Origin of the sequence: Pseudacidovorax sp. (assembly GCF_017991995.1) — a bacterium.
In the GTDB taxonomy this organism is placed as follows: Bacteria; Pseudomonadota; Gammaproteobacteria; order Burkholderiales; family Burkholderiaceae_C; genus Xenophilus.
Genome location: NZ_JAGOPN010000013.1, coordinates 136793 through 151744, shown reverse-complemented (window position 1 = coordinate 151744; position 14952 = coordinate 136793). Strand labels below are relative to the sequence as shown.

Annotated in this window: 15 protein-coding genes; 9 read left to right on the top strand and 6 right to left on the bottom strand. The window is 70.4% G+C overall.

What is annotated here, in order from left to right; translation table 11 throughout:
- Positions 1-18 precede the first annotated feature (18 nt).
- Positions 19-543, bottom strand: a complete 525-nt coding sequence (locus tag KBC94_RS18230; RefSeq protein WP_294373164.1) for a gamma carbonic anhydrase family protein — start codon at positions 541-543, stop codon at positions 19-21.
- Positions 544-611: 68 nt separating this feature from the next.
- On the opposite strand from KBC94_RS18230, the gene KBC94_RS18225 reads away from it, so the two are divergent.
- Positions 612-1433, top strand: coding sequence for a ferritin-like domain-containing protein (locus tag KBC94_RS18225; RefSeq protein ID WP_294373162.1), 822 nt, complete (start codon positions 612-614; stop codon positions 1431-1433).
- A 73-nt stretch (positions 1434-1506) separates the two neighbouring features.
- On the opposite strand, the gene KBC94_RS18220 is transcribed toward KBC94_RS18225, so the two are convergent.
- The 3 genes from KBC94_RS18220 to KBC94_RS18210 all read right to left on the bottom strand — a co-directional run bounded on the left by KBC94_RS18220 (position 1507) and on the right by KBC94_RS18210 (position 4552).
- Complete coding sequence (locus KBC94_RS18220; protein ID WP_294373160.1) at positions 1507-2511, bottom strand: tripartite tricarboxylate transporter substrate binding protein; 1005 nt, start codon at positions 2509-2511, stop codon at positions 1507-1509.
- A 59-nt stretch (positions 2512-2570) separates the two neighbouring features.
- Positions 2571-3494 carry a site-specific tyrosine recombinase XerD gene (gene xerD, locus KBC94_RS18215; RefSeq protein ID WP_294373158.1) on the bottom strand — a complete coding sequence of 308 codons (924 nt, stop codon included), beginning with the start codon at positions 3492-3494 and terminating at the stop codon, positions 2571-2573.
- Between the two features lie 80 nt (positions 3495-3574).
- Positions 3575-4552 carry a tripartite tricarboxylate transporter substrate binding protein BugE gene (locus KBC94_RS18210; RefSeq protein ID WP_294373156.1) on the bottom strand — a complete coding sequence of 326 codons (978 nt, stop codon included), beginning with the start codon at positions 4550-4552 and terminating at the stop codon, positions 3575-3577.
- Between the two features lie 126 nt (positions 4553-4678).
- On the opposite strand from KBC94_RS18210, the gene KBC94_RS18205 reads away from it, so the two are divergent.
- Complete coding sequence (locus KBC94_RS18205; RefSeq protein WP_294373153.1) at positions 4679-5584, top strand: AEC family transporter; 906 nt, start codon at positions 4679-4681, stop codon at positions 5582-5584.
- Between the two features lie 9 nt (positions 5585-5593).
- Here KBC94_RS18205 and queG read toward each other — a convergent pair whose 3' ends face one another.
- Positions 5594-6646, bottom strand: coding sequence for a tRNA epoxyqueuosine(34) reductase QueG (gene queG, locus KBC94_RS18200; protein ID WP_294373265.1), 1053 nt, complete (start codon positions 6644-6646; stop codon positions 5594-5596).
- A gap of 18 nt (positions 6647-6664) precedes the next feature.
- Between queG and tsaE the strand changes: the two genes are divergently transcribed.
- From tsaE to KBC94_RS18185, 3 genes are all read left to right on the top strand, one after another.
- Positions 6665-7186: a tRNA (adenosine(37)-N6)-threonylcarbamoyltransferase complex ATPase subunit type 1 TsaE gene (tsaE, locus tag KBC94_RS18195; RefSeq protein WP_294373263.1), complete on the top strand. Its 522-nt coding sequence runs from the start codon at positions 6665-6667 to the stop codon at positions 7184-7186.
- A 62-nt stretch (positions 7187-7248) separates the two neighbouring features.
- Entirely contained in the window at positions 7249-8742 is a 1494-nt protein-coding gene (locus KBC94_RS18190) for an N-acetylmuramoyl-L-alanine amidase (protein WP_294373151.1), read from the top strand.
- 142 nt (positions 8743-8884) lie between these two features.
- Positions 8885-9154, top strand: coding sequence for a glycine zipper domain-containing protein (locus KBC94_RS18185; RefSeq protein WP_017761537.1), 270 nt, complete (start codon positions 8885-8887; stop codon positions 9152-9154).
- Positions 9155-9221: 67 nt separating this feature from the next.
- On the opposite strand, the gene KBC94_RS18180 is transcribed toward KBC94_RS18185, so the two are convergent.
- Complete coding sequence (locus tag KBC94_RS18180) at positions 9222-9884, bottom strand: DedA family protein (protein ID WP_294373148.1); 663 nt, start codon at positions 9882-9884, stop codon at positions 9222-9224.
- A gap of 49 nt (positions 9885-9933) precedes the next feature.
- Here KBC94_RS18180 and mutL point away from each other — a divergent pair, with 49 nt between their 5' ends.
- The 4 genes from mutL (at position 9934) to KBC94_RS18160 (ending at position 14927) form a co-directional block, all read left to right on the top strand.
- Positions 9934-11868 carry a DNA mismatch repair endonuclease MutL gene (mutL, locus tag KBC94_RS18175; RefSeq protein ID WP_294373146.1) on the top strand — a complete coding sequence of 645 codons (1935 nt, stop codon included), beginning with the start codon at positions 9934-9936 and terminating at the stop codon, positions 11866-11868.
- Positions 11869-12089: 221 nt separating this feature from the next.
- Complete coding sequence (locus KBC94_RS18170; protein WP_294373145.1) at positions 12090-13049, top strand: alpha/beta fold hydrolase; 960 nt, start codon at positions 12090-12092, stop codon at positions 13047-13049.
- A 163-nt stretch (positions 13050-13212) separates the two neighbouring features.
- Complete coding sequence (gene miaA, locus KBC94_RS18165; protein ID WP_294373143.1) at positions 13213-14202, top strand: tRNA (adenosine(37)-N6)-dimethylallyltransferase MiaA; 990 nt, start codon at positions 13213-13215, stop codon at positions 14200-14202.
- A complete protein-coding gene (locus KBC94_RS18160) occupies positions 14199-14927 on the top strand; it encodes an ABC transporter ATP-binding protein (RefSeq protein ID WP_294373141.1) in 729 nt (242 codons plus the stop codon). The genes miaA and KBC94_RS18160 overlap by 4 nt, the downstream gene beginning before the upstream one ends.
- Positions 14928-14952 lie beyond the last annotated feature (25 nt).

Genomic DNA, 14952 nt, shown 5'->3' with positions numbered 1-14952 from the left:
CGCACTGCGCCGAAGGGGTCAGCCGATCTTTTTGAGGCCCTTCGCGAAGCGATGGGCGTTTTCCACATAGTGCTGCGCGCTCTGGCGCAGCTTGGCGGCGGCAGCATCATCGAGCGTGCGCACCACCTTGGCCGGCGAGCCGATGATCAGCGAGTTGTCCGGAAACTCCTTGCCTTCGGTCACCACGCTGCCGGCACCGACGATGGAGTTGCGGCCGATGCGCGCATTGTTCAAGACCACTGCCTGGATGCCGATCAGCGAGCCGTCGCCGATGGTGCAACCGTGCAGCATGACCTGATGGCCGACGGTCACGTTCTCGCCGATGGTCAGGGGGCAGCCGATGTCGGCGTGCAGCACCGACAGGTCCTGCACATTGCTGTTGCGCCCGATGGCGATGTGCTCGGTGTCGCCGCGCACGACGGCGCCGAACCAGACGCTGGCGTTCTCGGCCAGGCTCACATTGCCCATCACCTCGGCGCTGTCGGCCACCCATGCGCCTTCGGCGAGTTGGGGGGCGGTGCCATCGAGTTCGTAGAGGGCCATGCTTGTCGTCTCCTTGTGTCGTGGGTGCACATGCGGGCAGGCCGCGGGCGAAAAATAGAATTGTAGGGATGCACCCCCGGTTGCGCGCGCTGCAGGCGCTTGTCCTTTCCGATCCCGCCCAGAAGGTGGCGGCCACCCGCGCGCTGGCAGCCGATTGCGCCCAGGCGCCGCCCGTCGACGCCTGCTGGACCGACCACGTCCGCATGCCGGACGACGGTGCGGGCGTGCCGGGCCGCCCTGCCCGGCCGGTCCGCGTGGGCGCCAAGGACGTGCCTACCCGCTCGCCCTTCACCGAGGAAGGCCGCGCGGCGCTGGTGCATGCCATCTGCCACATCGAATTCAATGCCATCAACCTCGCGCTCGACGCGCTGTGGCGCTTCGACGGCATGCCGGCCGACTACTACCGCGACTGGCTGCGGGTCGCGGACGAGGAGGCGCTGCACTTCACGCTGATCCACGGTCACCTGGAGTGCATGGGGTGGTGCTACGGCGACTTCCCCGGCCACGACGGGCTGTGGACCATGTGCGAGAAGACGGCCGACGACGTGGTCGCCCGCATGGCGCTGGTGCCCCGGACCCTGGAAGCGCGCGGGCTGGACGCGACGCCGCTCATCCAGGCCAAGCTCGCCCGTGTGGGCACGCCCGACGCGCGGGCGGCCATGGCCATCCTCGACATCATCCTGCGCGACGAGATCGGCCATGTGGCGGTGGGCAACCGCTGGTACCGCTGGCTGTGCGAGCGGGAGGGGCTGGAACCGCTGGCGCACTACCGGCGCCTGTACCGCGAGCATCAGGCGCCCCGGCTCAAGCCGCCGTTCAACATGGACGCGCGGTCGCGGGCCGGCTTCACGCCAGACGAACTGGAAGGGCTGGCGGCGGACGCGACATAGGCGCCTGTAGCGCGGACCGCGCATTGGCACGCCCGCCCTGGGCCGCCCGCGCCAACACGCCCCTTGCGCCCACTCAATCCGCCTTGATGCCCGCGGCGCGGATGATCCGGCCGTTGTTCTCGTATTCGGCCGCGATCTCCTTGGCAAAGGCCGCGGGGCTTCCGCCGGTCGGCACGTTGTCGGTGGTGGTCAGGCGCGAACGCATCTGGGGCGATTGCAGCGCGGTGTTGATCTCCGTGTTGAAACGGGCCTGCAAGGGCTGCGGCAACCCGGCCGGGGCGAAGACGCCGAACTGCGAAGAGAGGTTGGCGTCCTTGAAGCCCAGCTCGGTGAGGGTCGGCACGTTGGGCAGGCTCTCCAGCCGCGCCGGGGCGCCCACAGCCAGGGGCCGCAGCTTGCCGGCCTTGACCTGGATGGCCACCGCCGGGCCCGCGTTCGTGGACAGCACCTCGAACTGGCCCGACAGCGCATCCGTCATCTGCTGGCCGCCCCCCTTGTAGGGCACATGGGTGATGTCGACCTTGGCCGTCGCGCGCAGTTGTTCCAGCATGATGTGTCCCAACGATGCCGGCCCCGAGGTCGCCCACCGCACCGCGCCGGGCTGCGCCTTCGCCTTCGCCAGCACGGCGCGCATGTCCGCGCTGCCCTCGGCCGAGGTGGCCAGCAACACCACCGGCGAATACATGACGCTGGCCACCGGCAGCAGGTCGCGCAGCGGGTCGTAGGGCAGCTTGCCCAGATGCGGGCTCAGCACCAGCGGGCTGATGGCCGAGAAGCCGAGCGTGGCGCCGTCCGGTGCGGCCTTGGCGATGGCCTCCATGGCGATGGTGCCGCTGGCGCCCGCCTTGTTGTCGACGACGAAGGTGCTGCCGGTCTGCGCCGCCAGCCGCTCGGCCAGGGTGCGGGCCACCACGTCGGCCACGCCGCCGGGCGGATAGGCCACGATCAGGCGCACAGTCTTGGGCAGGTCCTGGGCCAGGGCCGGCAGGCCGGTGGCCGCGAGGGCCGCGCCACAGGCCGCGAGAACAGCGCCGCGGCACAGGCGCCGGCGCAGGTAGGAATCGGTCGTAAAGATCATGGCCGGATCATGCCAGCGGCCCTCGGCTTCGGCTGCCGCAGGCGGCCAGCCGCCCGGCTTCAGCCACGCGGATGGTGCCGCGCATGCAGCTGGCGCAGGCGTTCACGCGCCACATGGGTATAGATGGTGGTGGTGGAGATATCGGCATGCCCGAGCAACAGTTGCACCGCCCGCAGATCGGCCCCGTGGTTGAGCAGATGCGTGGCGAAGGCATGGCGCAGCGTGTGCGGCGACAGCGGCACACGCACGCCCGCCGCCTCGGCGTGCTTCTTGACGATCACCCAGAACATGGCCCGCGTCATGCCGGCGCCGCGCGCGGTGACGAACAGGTCGCCGCTCTGCTGGCCGCCCAGGATGGCGGACCGGGATTCGGCCAGATAGCGGCCGATCCAGCGCTCGGCTTCCTGGCCGAAGGGCACCAAGCGCTCCTTGCTGCCCTTGCCCATCACGCGCAGCACGCCCTCCTGCAGGCCGAGGTCGACCAGGCGCAGGCCCACCAGCTCGCTCACGCGCAGGCCGCTGGCGTACATCAGCTCCAGCATCGCGCGGTCGCGCAAGCCCAGCGGCGTGGCGATGTCGGGCGCGCCCAGCAGCGCCTCCACCTGCGCCTCGCTCAGCGTCTTGGGCACGCGCGCGGGCTGGCGCGCAGGCAGCAGGCGCAGGGTCGGGTCGGCCACGATGCGGTGCTCGCGCAGCGCCCAGCGGAAGTAGCGCTTGAACACCGTCAGCCGGCGGTTGGCCGAGGTGGCCTTGCCGCGCTGCGCAAGCCGCTCGCCCATATAGGCCTGTAGATCGCTCTCGCGCGCCGCCGGCAGTGTCACGCCGCGGGGTGCGAGCCATTGCGCCAGCAGCGAGAGGTCGCGCCGGTACGCGGCCAGCGTGTTGCGCGACAGGCCCTCCTCCAGCCACAGCGCGTCGATGAAGTCGTCGATGTCGGCAGGCGATGGCGTGGCGGCGGTGGAGGCCGGAGGGGTCATGGACATGCGGAAAAACAGGAAGCCGCCCGAGGGCGGCTCCAGAGAACGCCGCGCCCGCAGCGGCGGGCAGGGCAAGAACAGAACGCTCAGTCGAGCTTGAGATTCTGCTTCTTCACCACGTCCTTGTAGATCGCGAACTCGGCCTTGATCTGCGCGGCGAACTGTTCGGGCGTATTGGCCACGATGATCGAGCCGGTGTCCTCGATACGCTTGCGCACGGCGGGGTCTTCCAGCGCCTTGCGCGTGCCTGCGTTGATCTTGTCCACCACGTCCTTCGGCAGGCCCTTGGGGCCGAGGATGCCGTAGTACGCCATGCGGTTCACTGGCTCCAGACCGACCTCCTTGAAGGTGGGCACGTTGGGCAGGTCCTTCAGGCGCTGGGGCGCCGCCACCACGATGGGCACCAGCTTGCCGGCCTTGATGAAGGGCAGCGCCGAGGGCAGGTTGTCGAAGATCATCGGCACCTGGCCGCCGACGGTGTCGTTGAGGGCGGGGCCGGCGCCGCGGTACGGGATGTGCGTGACGAAGGTGCCGGTCATGCTCTTGTAGAGCTCCATCAGCAGGTGGCCGATGCCGCCGGTGCCGGACGAGCTGTACGAGTACTTGCCGGGGTTTTTCTTCAGCTCGGCCACGAAGCTGGCGTAGTCCTTGGCCGGAAAGCTCGGATGCACCGCGATCACGTTGGGCGTGGCGGCGATGTTGATGATGGGCGTGAAGTCGTTGATCGGGTCGTACGGCGTCTTGGGATTGATCGCCGGGTTGGCGGCCGTGCTCGACACCGTGGCCACGCCGAGCTTGTAACCATCGGGCGCGGCGCGGGCCGTCTCGGACGCGCCGACCACGCCGCCGCCGCCGGCCTTGTTGGTGACCACCACCGGCTGGCCCAGGATCTTGCCCAGCGGATCGGCGATGACGCGGCCCACGATGTCGGTGGTGCCGCCGGGAGCGAAGGGCACCTGCAGTTCGATCGGCTTGTCGGGATAGCCCTGCGCCCAGGCGGCGGGGGCAGCCAGCGAGCCCAGCAGGGCAGCGGCGGCGATGGCGTTCCAGTGGCGACGTTGCATCGGTTTGACTCCAGGTTCGTTTCTTGAAATGGGCGGATTCGCTTCCCGCGTGCGGCGCATCCTAGCGGCAGCCCTGCTGCCGGACCTTGAGGGAATACCTATAAGCGGCCCGTTTATGCTCCCCGGGTGAATTACGCGCAGCTGCTGTTTCCGGACTTCTCCCTCATCGCCTGCGGTTGGCTGCTGTGCCGCTACACCGCGCTGGACCGCCGGGTCTGGGACCAGGTGGAGAGCCTGGTGTATTACTTTCTCTTCCCGGTCCTGCTCTTCCATTCGATCGTGAAGAGCCCCATCGACTTTGGCTCCGCCACGCACTTGCTGGCCGCCGGGCTGGGCGTGGGACTGGCCGGCATCGCGTTCGCGTATGCGCTGCCCCATCTGCCCTGGCTGGGACGGCACATCGACCGGCGCGAGCACGCGGCCAGCGCCCAGGTGGCCTTCCGCTTCAACTCCTTCATCTGCCTGGCCGTGGCCGAGCGCCTGGCCGGCGCCGAGGGCCTGCTGGTGATCGCGGTGCTGATCGGCGTGTGCGTGCCGCTGATGAACGTCGCGGCGGTGTGGCCGATGGCGCGGCATGCCAACAGCGGGTTTCTGCGCCAGCTCGTGCGCAATCCGCTCATCATCGCGACGGCCAGCGGGCTGGTGATCAACCTGCTGGGCCTGCAGGTGCCCCACTGGATGCAGCCGACGCTCGGCCGGCTGGGCGCCGCCTCGCTGGCGCTCGGCCTGCTGGCAGCGGGCGCAGGCATGCAGTTCGGCGCACTCAACCGCGGCAAGGCGCTGGGCGTCGCGGTGCTGTCGATCCGGCACCTGGTGCTGCCGCTGGTGGCCTGGTGCCTGTGCCGGCTGCTGGGGCTGCACGGGGCCCAGGCGGCGGTGCTGATGGCCTTCTCGGCCGTGCCCACCGCATCGAGCGCCTACGTGCTCGCAGCGCGTATGGGCTACAACGGCGCGTATGTCGCGGCGCTGGTGACGCTGTCGACCCTGCTGGGCATCGTCAGCCTGCCCTTCGCGCTCAGCCTGCCGCGCTGAGTGCCGGCCTCAGGCGCGCGCGGCGGTGGGCGCCTGCGCCAGCGCCCAGTCGATGTGCTCGCGCAGCAGGGGCGCGGCGGTGTCGCGCCGCGACAGCAGCGCCGCTGCGGCCGACGCATCGCCCTGCCGCAACGCATTGCCCAGCGCGACGGCGATGTTGCGCAACCAGCGCTCATGGCCGATACGGCGGATGGGGCTGCCTTCGGTGCGGCGCAGGAACTCGTCCTCGGTCCATGCGAAAAGCTGCGCCAGCGTGACGCCCGTCAGGCCCTCGCGCGGATCGAAGTCCGGCAGTGCACTGCGCTGCGCGAACTTGTTCCAGGGGCAGGCGAGCTGGCAGTCGTCGCAGCCATAGATGCGGTTGGCCATCGCCGGGCGCAGCGCCTCCGGGATGACTCCCGCGTGCTCGATGGTCAGATAGGAAATGCAGCGTCGCGCGTCCAGCCGGTGCGGCCCGAGGATGGCGCCGGTCGGGCAGGCGTCGATGCATGCCGTGCAGCGGCCGCAGTGCGCCGCCACCGGCTCGGTCGGCGGCAGGGCGATGTCGACATAGATCTCGCCCAGGAAGAACATGGAGCCCGCCTCGCGGCTCAGCACCAGCGTGTGCTTGCCGCGCCAACCCTGGCCACTGCGACTGGCCAGCTCGGCCTCCAGCACGGGCGCGGAATCGGTGAACACGCGGTGGCCGAAGGGTCCGATCTCGGCGGCCAGCCGGTCGGCCAGCTTCTGCAGCCGGGCCCGCAGCACCTTGTGGTAGTCGCGCCCCCGGGCATAGAGCGACACGATGCCCTCGCCGGGCCGATCCAGCCGTGCCCATTCGACGGCCTGCCAGTCTTCCGGCGTCTCGCGCGGCAGGTAGTCCATGCGGGCGGTGATGACGCTGAGGGTGCCCGGCACCAGCTCGGCAGGCCGGGCGCGACGCATGCCGTGCGCCGCCATATACCCCATCTCGCCATGGAAGCCCTGGGCCAGCCATTCCGCCAGGCCGGGCTCTGCGTCGGACAGGTCGATGCCCGCGATGCCGATTTGGGAGAATCCGAGCTCCCCGGCCCACGCACGAATCCGAGCCACGAGTTGAGCATCGACCGCAGTCACCGCCCGATTGTAGAAATCGCCTCCCGCACGCTGCATTGGCAGGGCGAGGAGGACACCGCCCGCTTTGCCCAGTCGCTGGCGCAAGCCATGCAGGCCCGGCCCGAGCTGGGCCACGCGTTCATCGCGCTGCACGGCGACCTGGGCGCTGGCAAGACCACCATCGTGCGCCACCTGCTGCGCGCGCTCGGCGTCCAGGGCCGCATCAAGAGCCCCACGTATGCCGTGGTGGAGCCGCACACGACGCAGGACGGCCGGCCGGTCTACCACTTCGACTTCTACCGCTTCAGCGATCCACGCGAGTGGGAGGACGCCGGGTTCCGGGACCTTTTTGCCGGCCCCGGACTCAAGCTGGCCGAGTGGCCCGGCCAGGCGGCCGGCTACCTGCCCACCGAGGACCTCGCCATCCACATCGAAGCCATGACCCCAGACGCCGACGACGTGCGCCGCGTGCAGTTGCGCGCCTTCACCCCCAACGGCCAGGCCCTGCTGGCGGCTGTTGCGCCATGAGCCGTCGCCGCACGCCATCCCACCCTCCCGCCGCAACCGCCGACGATGCCGAGGCTGCGCCCATGACCCACGCCCTGCTCCCCGTGCAGCCCGAGCGCCGGCGCTGGCTGCAACAGGCGGGCAGCCTGGTGCTGCTGATGGGCGCGGCCGAGATCGCGCACGGCGCCTCCATCGTGGCCGTGCGCGTGTGGCCGGCCGCCGACTACACGCGCATCACCATCGAGTCCGATGCGCGGCTGCAGTCGCAGCAGCTCGTGGTGGGCGACCCGCCCCGCCTGGCGGTGGACATCGAGGGCATCACCCTCAACCCGGCCCTGCGCGACCTGGTCGGCAAGGTCAAGGCCGACGATCCCTACATCGCCGGGCTGCGGGTGGGCCAGAACACGCCCACCATGGTGCGCATCGTGTTCGACCTCAAGCAGACCGTGCGGCCGCAGGTCTTCTCGCTGGCGCCCGTGGCGGCCTACAAGCACCGGCTGGTGCTCGACCTGTACCCGCAGGAAGCGCTCGACCCGCTCGAATCGCTGATCGCCGAGCGCCTGCGCGACACCCGCACCGGCGCATCGCCTGCCGCCCCGCTGCCGCCTGCGCCCCCTGCCGTGGCGGTGGCGCCGCCGGTGGTCCAGGCCCCGCCCCCCGTGCCGGCACGGCCCGTCCCGGCCACCGATCCGTTGGGGGACCTGATCGCGCAGAAGGCCGTCCGTCCGCCCCCGCCTGCGCCGCCCACGCCCGTGGCGCCGGCGGCGCCCCCGGTCGTGGCCGAGGCGCCGCGCCCGGCGCCTGCGCGGCCACAGCGGCCCGAGCCCAACGTGGCCACCTCCACACGCACCGACCGCATCATCATCGTGGCGCTCGATCCCGGACACGGCGGCGAAGACCCTGGCGCCATCGGCCCCAACGGCACGCGCGAGAAGGACATCGTGCTGCAGGTGGCCCGGCGCCTGCGCGACCGCATCAATGGCAGCACCCTGGGCGGCAACCCGATGCGCGCCTTCATGACCCGCGACGACGACTTCTTCGTGCCACTGAACGTGCGGGTGCAAAAAGCGCGGCGCGTGCAGGCCGACCTGTTCATCAGCATCCATGCCGACGCCTTCACCACGCCGGCGGCGCGCGGCGCCAGCGTGTTCGCGCTTAGCCAGAACGGTGCCTCCAGCAGTGCCGCCCGCTGGATGGCCAACAAGGAGAACCAGTCCGACCAGGTCGGGGGCATCAGCATCGGCGAGCACGAGATTCAGGTGCAGCGTGCGCTGTTCGACATGAGCACCACCGCGCAGATCAAGGACAGCCTGAAGCTCGGTGGCGCCATGCTGGGCGAATTCCGCCGCATCGGCGCCCGGCTGCACAAGGGCGACGTCGAGCAGGCCGGCTTCGCCGTGCTCAAGGCGCCCGACATCCCGAGCGTGCTGGTGGAGACGGCCTTCATCAGCAATCCGGAAGAAGAAGCCAAGCTGCGCAGCGTGGCCTATCAGGAGGAGATGGCGGACGCTCTGTTGAAGGGCATCCACCGCTATTTCGGCCAGAACCCGCCTCTCGCGCGCAGCCGCGCGCTGTAATGCGGCGGCCTTCGCGCCGCGCGCGCGGCGTCTCTCAGGGCGGGACCGCCGCGACGCACAGCGGCCGGCGGACCGCTCCTACAGGCGCGAAGAGACCGACGAGCACACCATGCGCCCATCACATTCCAGAAAGGTGGACACCATGTTGAAGACTCGCACTTGGATTTCTGCCGCCGCGATCGGTGCGGCGGCCCTGATGGCCGGCTGCGCCGCGGGCCCGAATCAGCAGTTGGGTGCCGGCGTCGGCGCGCTGGGCGGCGCCGTCGTGGGCAATGCGATCGGCGGCAATACGGCCGCGACCGTGGGCGGCGCGGCCATCGGCGGTCTGGTCGGTAACGAGATCGGCCGCCAGCGCGACCAGCAGAACTACAACAACCAGTACTATTACCCGGACGGCAGCCGCCGCTATTGAGCGGAACGCCATCCATCAATGCCGGGGGCCGCGAACGCGGCCCCCGGCGTTTTTGCGCTGAGCAGCCTCAGCGCGCCGTTGCGGCCGGCGCGCTCGAAGCCCTCGAACCGCGCCAGGCGCCAAAGATGGCAATGAGGCCGGGCACCAGGATCAGCGCCCAGATGATCTTGTCCAGATGCTCGCGGACGAAGGCCAGGTTGCCGAAGAAGTAGCCCGCCGCGCAGATGCCCACCACCCACAGCACGGCCCCGCCGACGTTGAAGGCCGTGAACTTGGAGCGGCTCATGGCGGCCACGCCCGCCACGAAGGGTGCGAAGGTCCGGATGAATGGCATGAAGCGCGCCAGCACGATCGTGATGCCGCCATAGCGCTCGTAGAACGCATGCGCTTGGTCGAAGGCCTTGCGGTTGAAGAAGCGCGTGTTCTCCCACTGGAAGACACGGGGCCCGATGTGGCGGCCGATGGCGAAATTGCACTGGTCCCCCAGGACGGCCGCGGCCAGGAGCACCGGGATGGCGATCCCGAGGTTCATCAGCCCCGCGCCGCACAGCGCACCGACGATGAACAGCAGCGAATCGCCCGGCAGGAAGGGCATGACCACCACGCCCGTCTCCACGAAGACGATGAGGAAGAGCAGCACATAGACCCAGGTGCCATAGGCGGCGACGAAGGCCTCCAGGTGCTTGTCCACGTGGAGGATGAAGTCAATCAGGAAGGCGACGATGTCCATGGCGCGGCATTATCCGGGCCGCCTGTTGACGGATTCTTAAAATCCCGCCGTGAGCGCCCTCCTTTCCTCCTCCTCTGCCACCCGGCGCCCCATCCGGGACCTGCCGGACGAACTCATCAGCCAGATTGCCGCCGGCGAGGTGGTGGAGCGGCCCGCCTCGGTCGTGCGCGAACTGGTGGACAACGCCCTGGACGCCGGGGCGAGCCAGATCACGGTGCGCCTGGCCGCCGGCGGTGTCCGGCTGATCGCCGTCGAGGACGATGGCGGCGGCATCCCGCGCGACGAACTGCCGCTGGCGCTGCGCCGCCATGCGACCAGCAAGATCGCCAGCCTGGCCGAACTCGAATCGGTCGGCACCATGGGCTTTCGCGGCGAAGCGCTGGCTTCGATCGCCTCCATCGCCGAGCTGAGCCTGCTGTCGCGCCACGGTGGGGCGGACAGCGCCTGGCAACTGGACGCCCGCACGGGCGAACTGCGTCCTGCGGCCCGCAGCCAGGGCACGACGGTGGAAGTGCGTGAGTTGTTCTTCGCCACGCCGGCGCGCCGCAAGTTCCTCAAGACCGATGCCACCGAACTGGCGCACTGCATCGAGGCGGTGCGCCGCCATGCGCTGGCGCGGCCGGACGTGGGCTTCGCGATCTGGCACGAAGGCCGGCTGGTCGAGCAGTGGCGTATCGCGGACACGCCCGCCCAGCGCCTGTCGGACGTCTTCGGCGAGGATTTCATTGGCCAGAGCGTGCAGGTCGACCATGGCGAAGACGCCCTGCACGTTCGTGGCCATGCCGGCGTGCCGGATGCGGCGCGCAGCCGGGGCGACCAGCAGTTCTTCTACGTCAACGGCCGCTTCGTGCGCGACAAGGTGCTGCTGCACGCGGTGCGTGCCGCCTACGAGGACGTGCTGCACGGTCAGCGCCAGCCGGTGTTCGTGCTGCACCTGCAGATCGATCCGACGCGCGTGGACGTCAACGTGCACCCCACCAAGATCGAGGTGCGCTTTCGCGATGGCCGCGAAGTGCACAGCGCCGTGCGCCATGCCATCGAGAACGCCCTGGCGGCCCCACGCGCGGCCGGCGCGGCGAGCACGGACGACAGCGGTACCGGCCGGCCCGCCCCGCTGCTGCGAGGCTACGACGCGCCTGCTGCGGCGCCGGCATGGCGGCAGTCCGGCATTCCGTTCGCAGCCGAGCGGGGTGCCGGCGATTGGGCGGCCATGTGGCCCACCGCGCCTGCGGCACCGTCTGCAGCGGCGGCCCCGGGGGCGGACCAAGAGGCCGCCCCCACCCTGCCCAGCGGCCTGGGGGGCGCCCCCCTCCAGCCCCCCTGGACCGCCGGCGGCGCGGCGGCTGGCGCCCTGCGCCTCTCTTCCACACCGCCGGAGGTCACTGCCGCGGCAGCCAGCGACTGGCCGCTGGGCCGTGCACTGGCGCAACTGCAGGGCATCTACATCCTGGCCGAGAACACCCAGGGCCTGGTCATCGTCGACATGCACGCCGCGCACGAACGAATCGTCTACGAGCGCCTGAAGACCCAGCTCGACGGCCATGCGATCGCCAGCCAGCCACTGCTGATTCCCGCCACCTTCGCGGCCACGCCGGAAGAGGTGGCCACGGCCGAGACCTGCTCGGAGGTACTCGGCGCCCTGGGACTGGAGGTCTCGCCCTTCTCGCCCCGCACCCTCGCGGTGCGCGCTGTGCCGGCGCCCCTGGCCGACGGCGATCCGGTGGCCCTGGCCCGCAGCGTGCTGGCCGAGCTGGCCCAGCACGAAGCCACCACCGTCATCCAGCGCGCCCAGCATGAACTGCTCGCCACCATGGCCTGCCACGGCGCCGTGCGGGCCAACCGGCGGCTCACGCTGGACGAAATGAACGGACTGCTGCGCCAGATGGAAGCCACCGACCGCTCCGACCAGTGCAATCACGGGCGCCCCACTTGGCGGCAACTGAGCGTGCGCGATCTCGACGGACTGTTCCTGCGCGGGCGCTGAGACGGCTGGGCGGGAACGCGCCCGCGCCGGGGCTTGTGTAGGCAACTTCCTACACGGCGCTGGCACTGGGGTTTACACGGTCGTCGGAAAGGCGGGCACGCCCGTTGCATGCGGGCAAGGGTGTGCAAGGCCTGTAACGGGCCGTCACCCACACGGTGCTCAGGGGCCGCAGTTGCAAATCCCTGTGAACTTCGACCCGCCATCCGGTCTCTGTTTGCCCAATGAAACGTTGGTCCCTCATCGCGTCGGCCCTGTCTTTCACCGTCCTGGTCGGTGCAGGATGCTCCACGCTCGACGCCCAACAGCGCGAATGGATCTTTCAGCCCAGCGACCTCAGCTGGGGCAACACTGCCGAAATGACGGCGGGCATGGACGACGTGTGGATCGACTACCGCACGCCCGATGGCGATGACGTGCGGCTCCATGGCTTGTGGCTGGGCGACGCGCCGATGTCGCGCGACACGCCCGTGATGCTGTACCTGCACGGCGCGCGCTACAACGTTTCCGGCTCGGCGCCGCGCATCCGCCGCATGCACGAGCTCGGCTTCTCGGTGCTGGCCATCGACTACCGTGGCTTCGGCAAGAGCACCAAGACGCTGCCCTCCGAGGAATCCGCCCGCGAAGACGCGCGCGCCGCCTGGAAATGGCTGGCCGCCAAGTACCCCAAGCAGCGCCGCTACATCTTCGGTCACTCGCTGGGCGGCGCCATCGGCATCGACCTGGCCGCCGATGTGCGCGACGAATCCGGCACCATCGTCGAAGGCACATTCACCTCGATCTCGGACGTGGTGAGCAGCTTCAAATGGGGCTGGCTGCCCTTCAAGCCCTTCATCACCCAGCGCTTCGAGTCGCTGGCGAAGGTCAAGTCCATCGGCTCGCCGTTGCTGGTGGTGCATGGCTCGAACGACACCCTGATCAATCCCACCCTGGGCCGCAAGCTCTACGAGGCGGCCACGGGCCAGAAGATGTTCGTGCTGGTCGAAGGCGGCTCCCACCACAGCACCAACTCCGTCGGGGAGGCGCAGTACCGCGCCGCGCTGGCCCAGTTGTTCCAGATGAAGGAACGCGCACTTGGCACCCCAGCTCTCGCCACGGGCGAGCCGACGGCAGGCCTGAGCCGCCCCGCGGGTGGCGCCGCCGTGCCGCAGGCGGTGAAGCCGCCCCAGCCGCTGGGCACCTGAGCGCGGCCTGGCCACCCCTCGCTGCGGCGGGCGCCGGGCGATTTGCTACCCTCGGCAGGATGCCCGCGTGCTTCCCGGCTTCCTGCTCTCCCCCCTCGCCTGACCTTGCCCCGCGCGGCAGACGTTCACCGCGCCCGGCGCCCGTGCCGAGCGGCCCCTGCACATGACCGCGCACCTGCGCTACATCGCCTTGGCAGGCCCTACCGCCAGCGGCAAGACTGCCGCCGCGCTGGCCGTGGCGGCTGCGCTGCCGACGCCGGTGGAAGTGGTCAGCGTCGACTCGGCCCTGGTCTACCGTGGCATGGACATCGGCACCGCCAAGCCCACGCCGGACGAGCGCGCGGCCGTGCCGCACCACCTGATCGACATCCTCGACCCGGCCGAGCGCTACAGCGCCGCCGCCTTCGTGGCCGACGCCCAGCGGTTGATCGACCAGATCCGCCAGCGCGGTGCCCTCCCCCTGCTGGTCGGTGGAACGATGCTGTACTTCAAGGCGCTGCTCGACGGGCTGGACGCGATGCCGGCCGCCGATCCGGAACTGCGCCGGCGCATCGACGCCGAGGCCGCCGAGCACGGCTGGCCGGCCATGCATGCCCGTCTGGCGGAGGTCGACCCGGACACCGCCGCCCGCTTGGCGCCTGCCGACAGCCAGCGCATCCAGCGGGCGCTGGAGGTCTGGATGAGCAGCGGCCGGCCCCTCTCCGCCTTTCATCGCCGCGAGGGCGAGGATCCGACCCCTGATCCGCTGGCGAGCGGCGAGGCCCTGCTCCTCTCGCTGGAGACCGAGGACAGGGCCTGGCTTCACGCGCGCATCGCGCAGCGCTTCGACGCCATGCTGGCCGGCGGCTTCCTCGACGAAGTCGGGCGCCTGCGCCAGCGCAGCGACCTGGACCCGGCGTTGCCCTCGATCCGCTGCGTCGGCTATCGACAGGCGTGGGAGATGCTCGATGCCACGAAAGGCCGATTCCCCACGCGCGCGGAACTCGCCGAGTTGCGCGAGCGGGGCGTGGCCGCAACCCGCCAGTTGGCGAAACGCCAGATCACCTGGTTGCGCAGCATGCGCCGTCGCGAAGTGATCGCCTGCGACGCGACGACCGCGGCCGATCAGGTGGTGGCGCGGGTCCGGCAGGCGCTTGCGAAGGACGGGGCATGAACCGCCGCCCCCACCCAGAAACGGCGCCCGACGGGCGCGCGAAGGAGACGGCCTCGCGCGCCGTACCCCTCCGCATCGAGGGACTCGGCAAGTTCTATGGCCAGGGCGCGGACGCGCGACCGGTGTTCCGCCACCTGGACCTGACGGTCGCGCCGGGCGAGTTCGTGGCCATCGTGGGCGAGTCGGGCGTCGGCAAGTCGACGCTGCTGAACTGCATGGCTGGCCTCGACCACTGGGACGAGGGGCGCGTGCTGCATGGCCAGCGGGACCTCGGCACCATGGACGCCGAGCAGCGCGCGCTGTGGCGGCGCGCGCATGTCGGCTTCGTCTTCCAGGCCTTCCATGTGCTGCCCCACCTCGATGTCGCCCAGAACGTGGGGCTGCCCCTGATGCTGCTGGGCCGCAAGCAGGAGATGGCGCAGCGCGTCGCGCAGATGCTCGAGGCGGTCGGCCTGCAGGGCCTGGGCCAGCGGCTGCCGCAGGCGCTGTCGGGTGGTCAATTGCAACGCGTGGCCATTGCCCGGGCGCTGGTCCATCGCCCCGGCCTGCTGCTGGCGGACGAACCCACCGGCAACCTGGACCCGCCAACGGCCGGGAAAGTGATGGACCTGCTGCTGTCCGAATCGCGGGCCCACGGCGCCAGCCTGGTTCTGGTCACCCATTCCGACGCTGCCGCCGCCCGGGCCGACCGCCGGCTGCACCTGCGCACCGACGGTTTCCGCTGAACGCCGCCGAAGCGGCTGCGCTGGC

What these genes read in the sequence shown, in the direction of transcription:
- KBC94_RS18180 (WP_294373148.1), bottom strand. Translation starts at nt 9,884, where the DNA reads ATGGACATCGTCGCCTTCCTGATTGACTTCATCCTCCACGTGGACAAG.
- KBC94_RS18210 (WP_294373156.1), bottom strand. Translation starts at nt 4,552, where the DNA reads ATGCAACGTCGCCACTGGAACGCCATCGCCGCCGCTGCCCTGCTGGGC.
- miaA (WP_294373143.1), top strand. Translation starts at nt 13,213, where the DNA reads ATGACCGCGCACCTGCGCTACATCGCCTTGGCAGGCCCTACCGCCAGC.
- KBC94_RS18220 (WP_294373160.1), bottom strand. Translation starts at nt 2,511, where the DNA reads ATGATCTTTACGACCGATTCCTACCTGCGCCGGCGCCTGTGCCGCGGC.
- KBC94_RS18230 (WP_294373164.1), bottom strand. Translation starts at nt 543, where the DNA reads ATGGCCCTCTACGAACTCGATGGCACCGCCCCCCAACTCGCCGAAGGC.
- KBC94_RS18190 (WP_294373151.1), top strand. Translation starts at nt 7,249, where the DNA reads ATGACCCACGCCCTGCTCCCCGTGCAGCCCGAGCGCCGGCGCTGGCTG.
- KBC94_RS18225 (WP_294373162.1), top strand. Translation starts at nt 612, where the DNA reads ATGCACCCCCGGTTGCGCGCGCTGCAGGCGCTTGTCCTTTCCGATCCC.
- KBC94_RS18185 (WP_017761537.1), top strand. Translation starts at nt 8,885, where the DNA reads ATGTTGAAGACTCGCACTTGGATTTCTGCCGCCGCGATCGGTGCGGCG.
- KBC94_RS18170 (WP_294373145.1), top strand. Translation starts at nt 12,090, where the DNA reads ATGAAACGTTGGTCCCTCATCGCGTCGGCCCTGTCTTTCACCGTCCTG.
- KBC94_RS18160 (WP_294373141.1), top strand. Translation starts at nt 14,199, where the DNA reads ATGAACCGCCGCCCCCACCCAGAAACGGCGCCCGACGGGCGCGCGAAG.
- xerD (WP_294373158.1), bottom strand. Translation starts at nt 3,494, where the DNA reads ATGTCCATGACCCCTCCGGCCTCCACCGCCGCCACGCCATCGCCTGCC.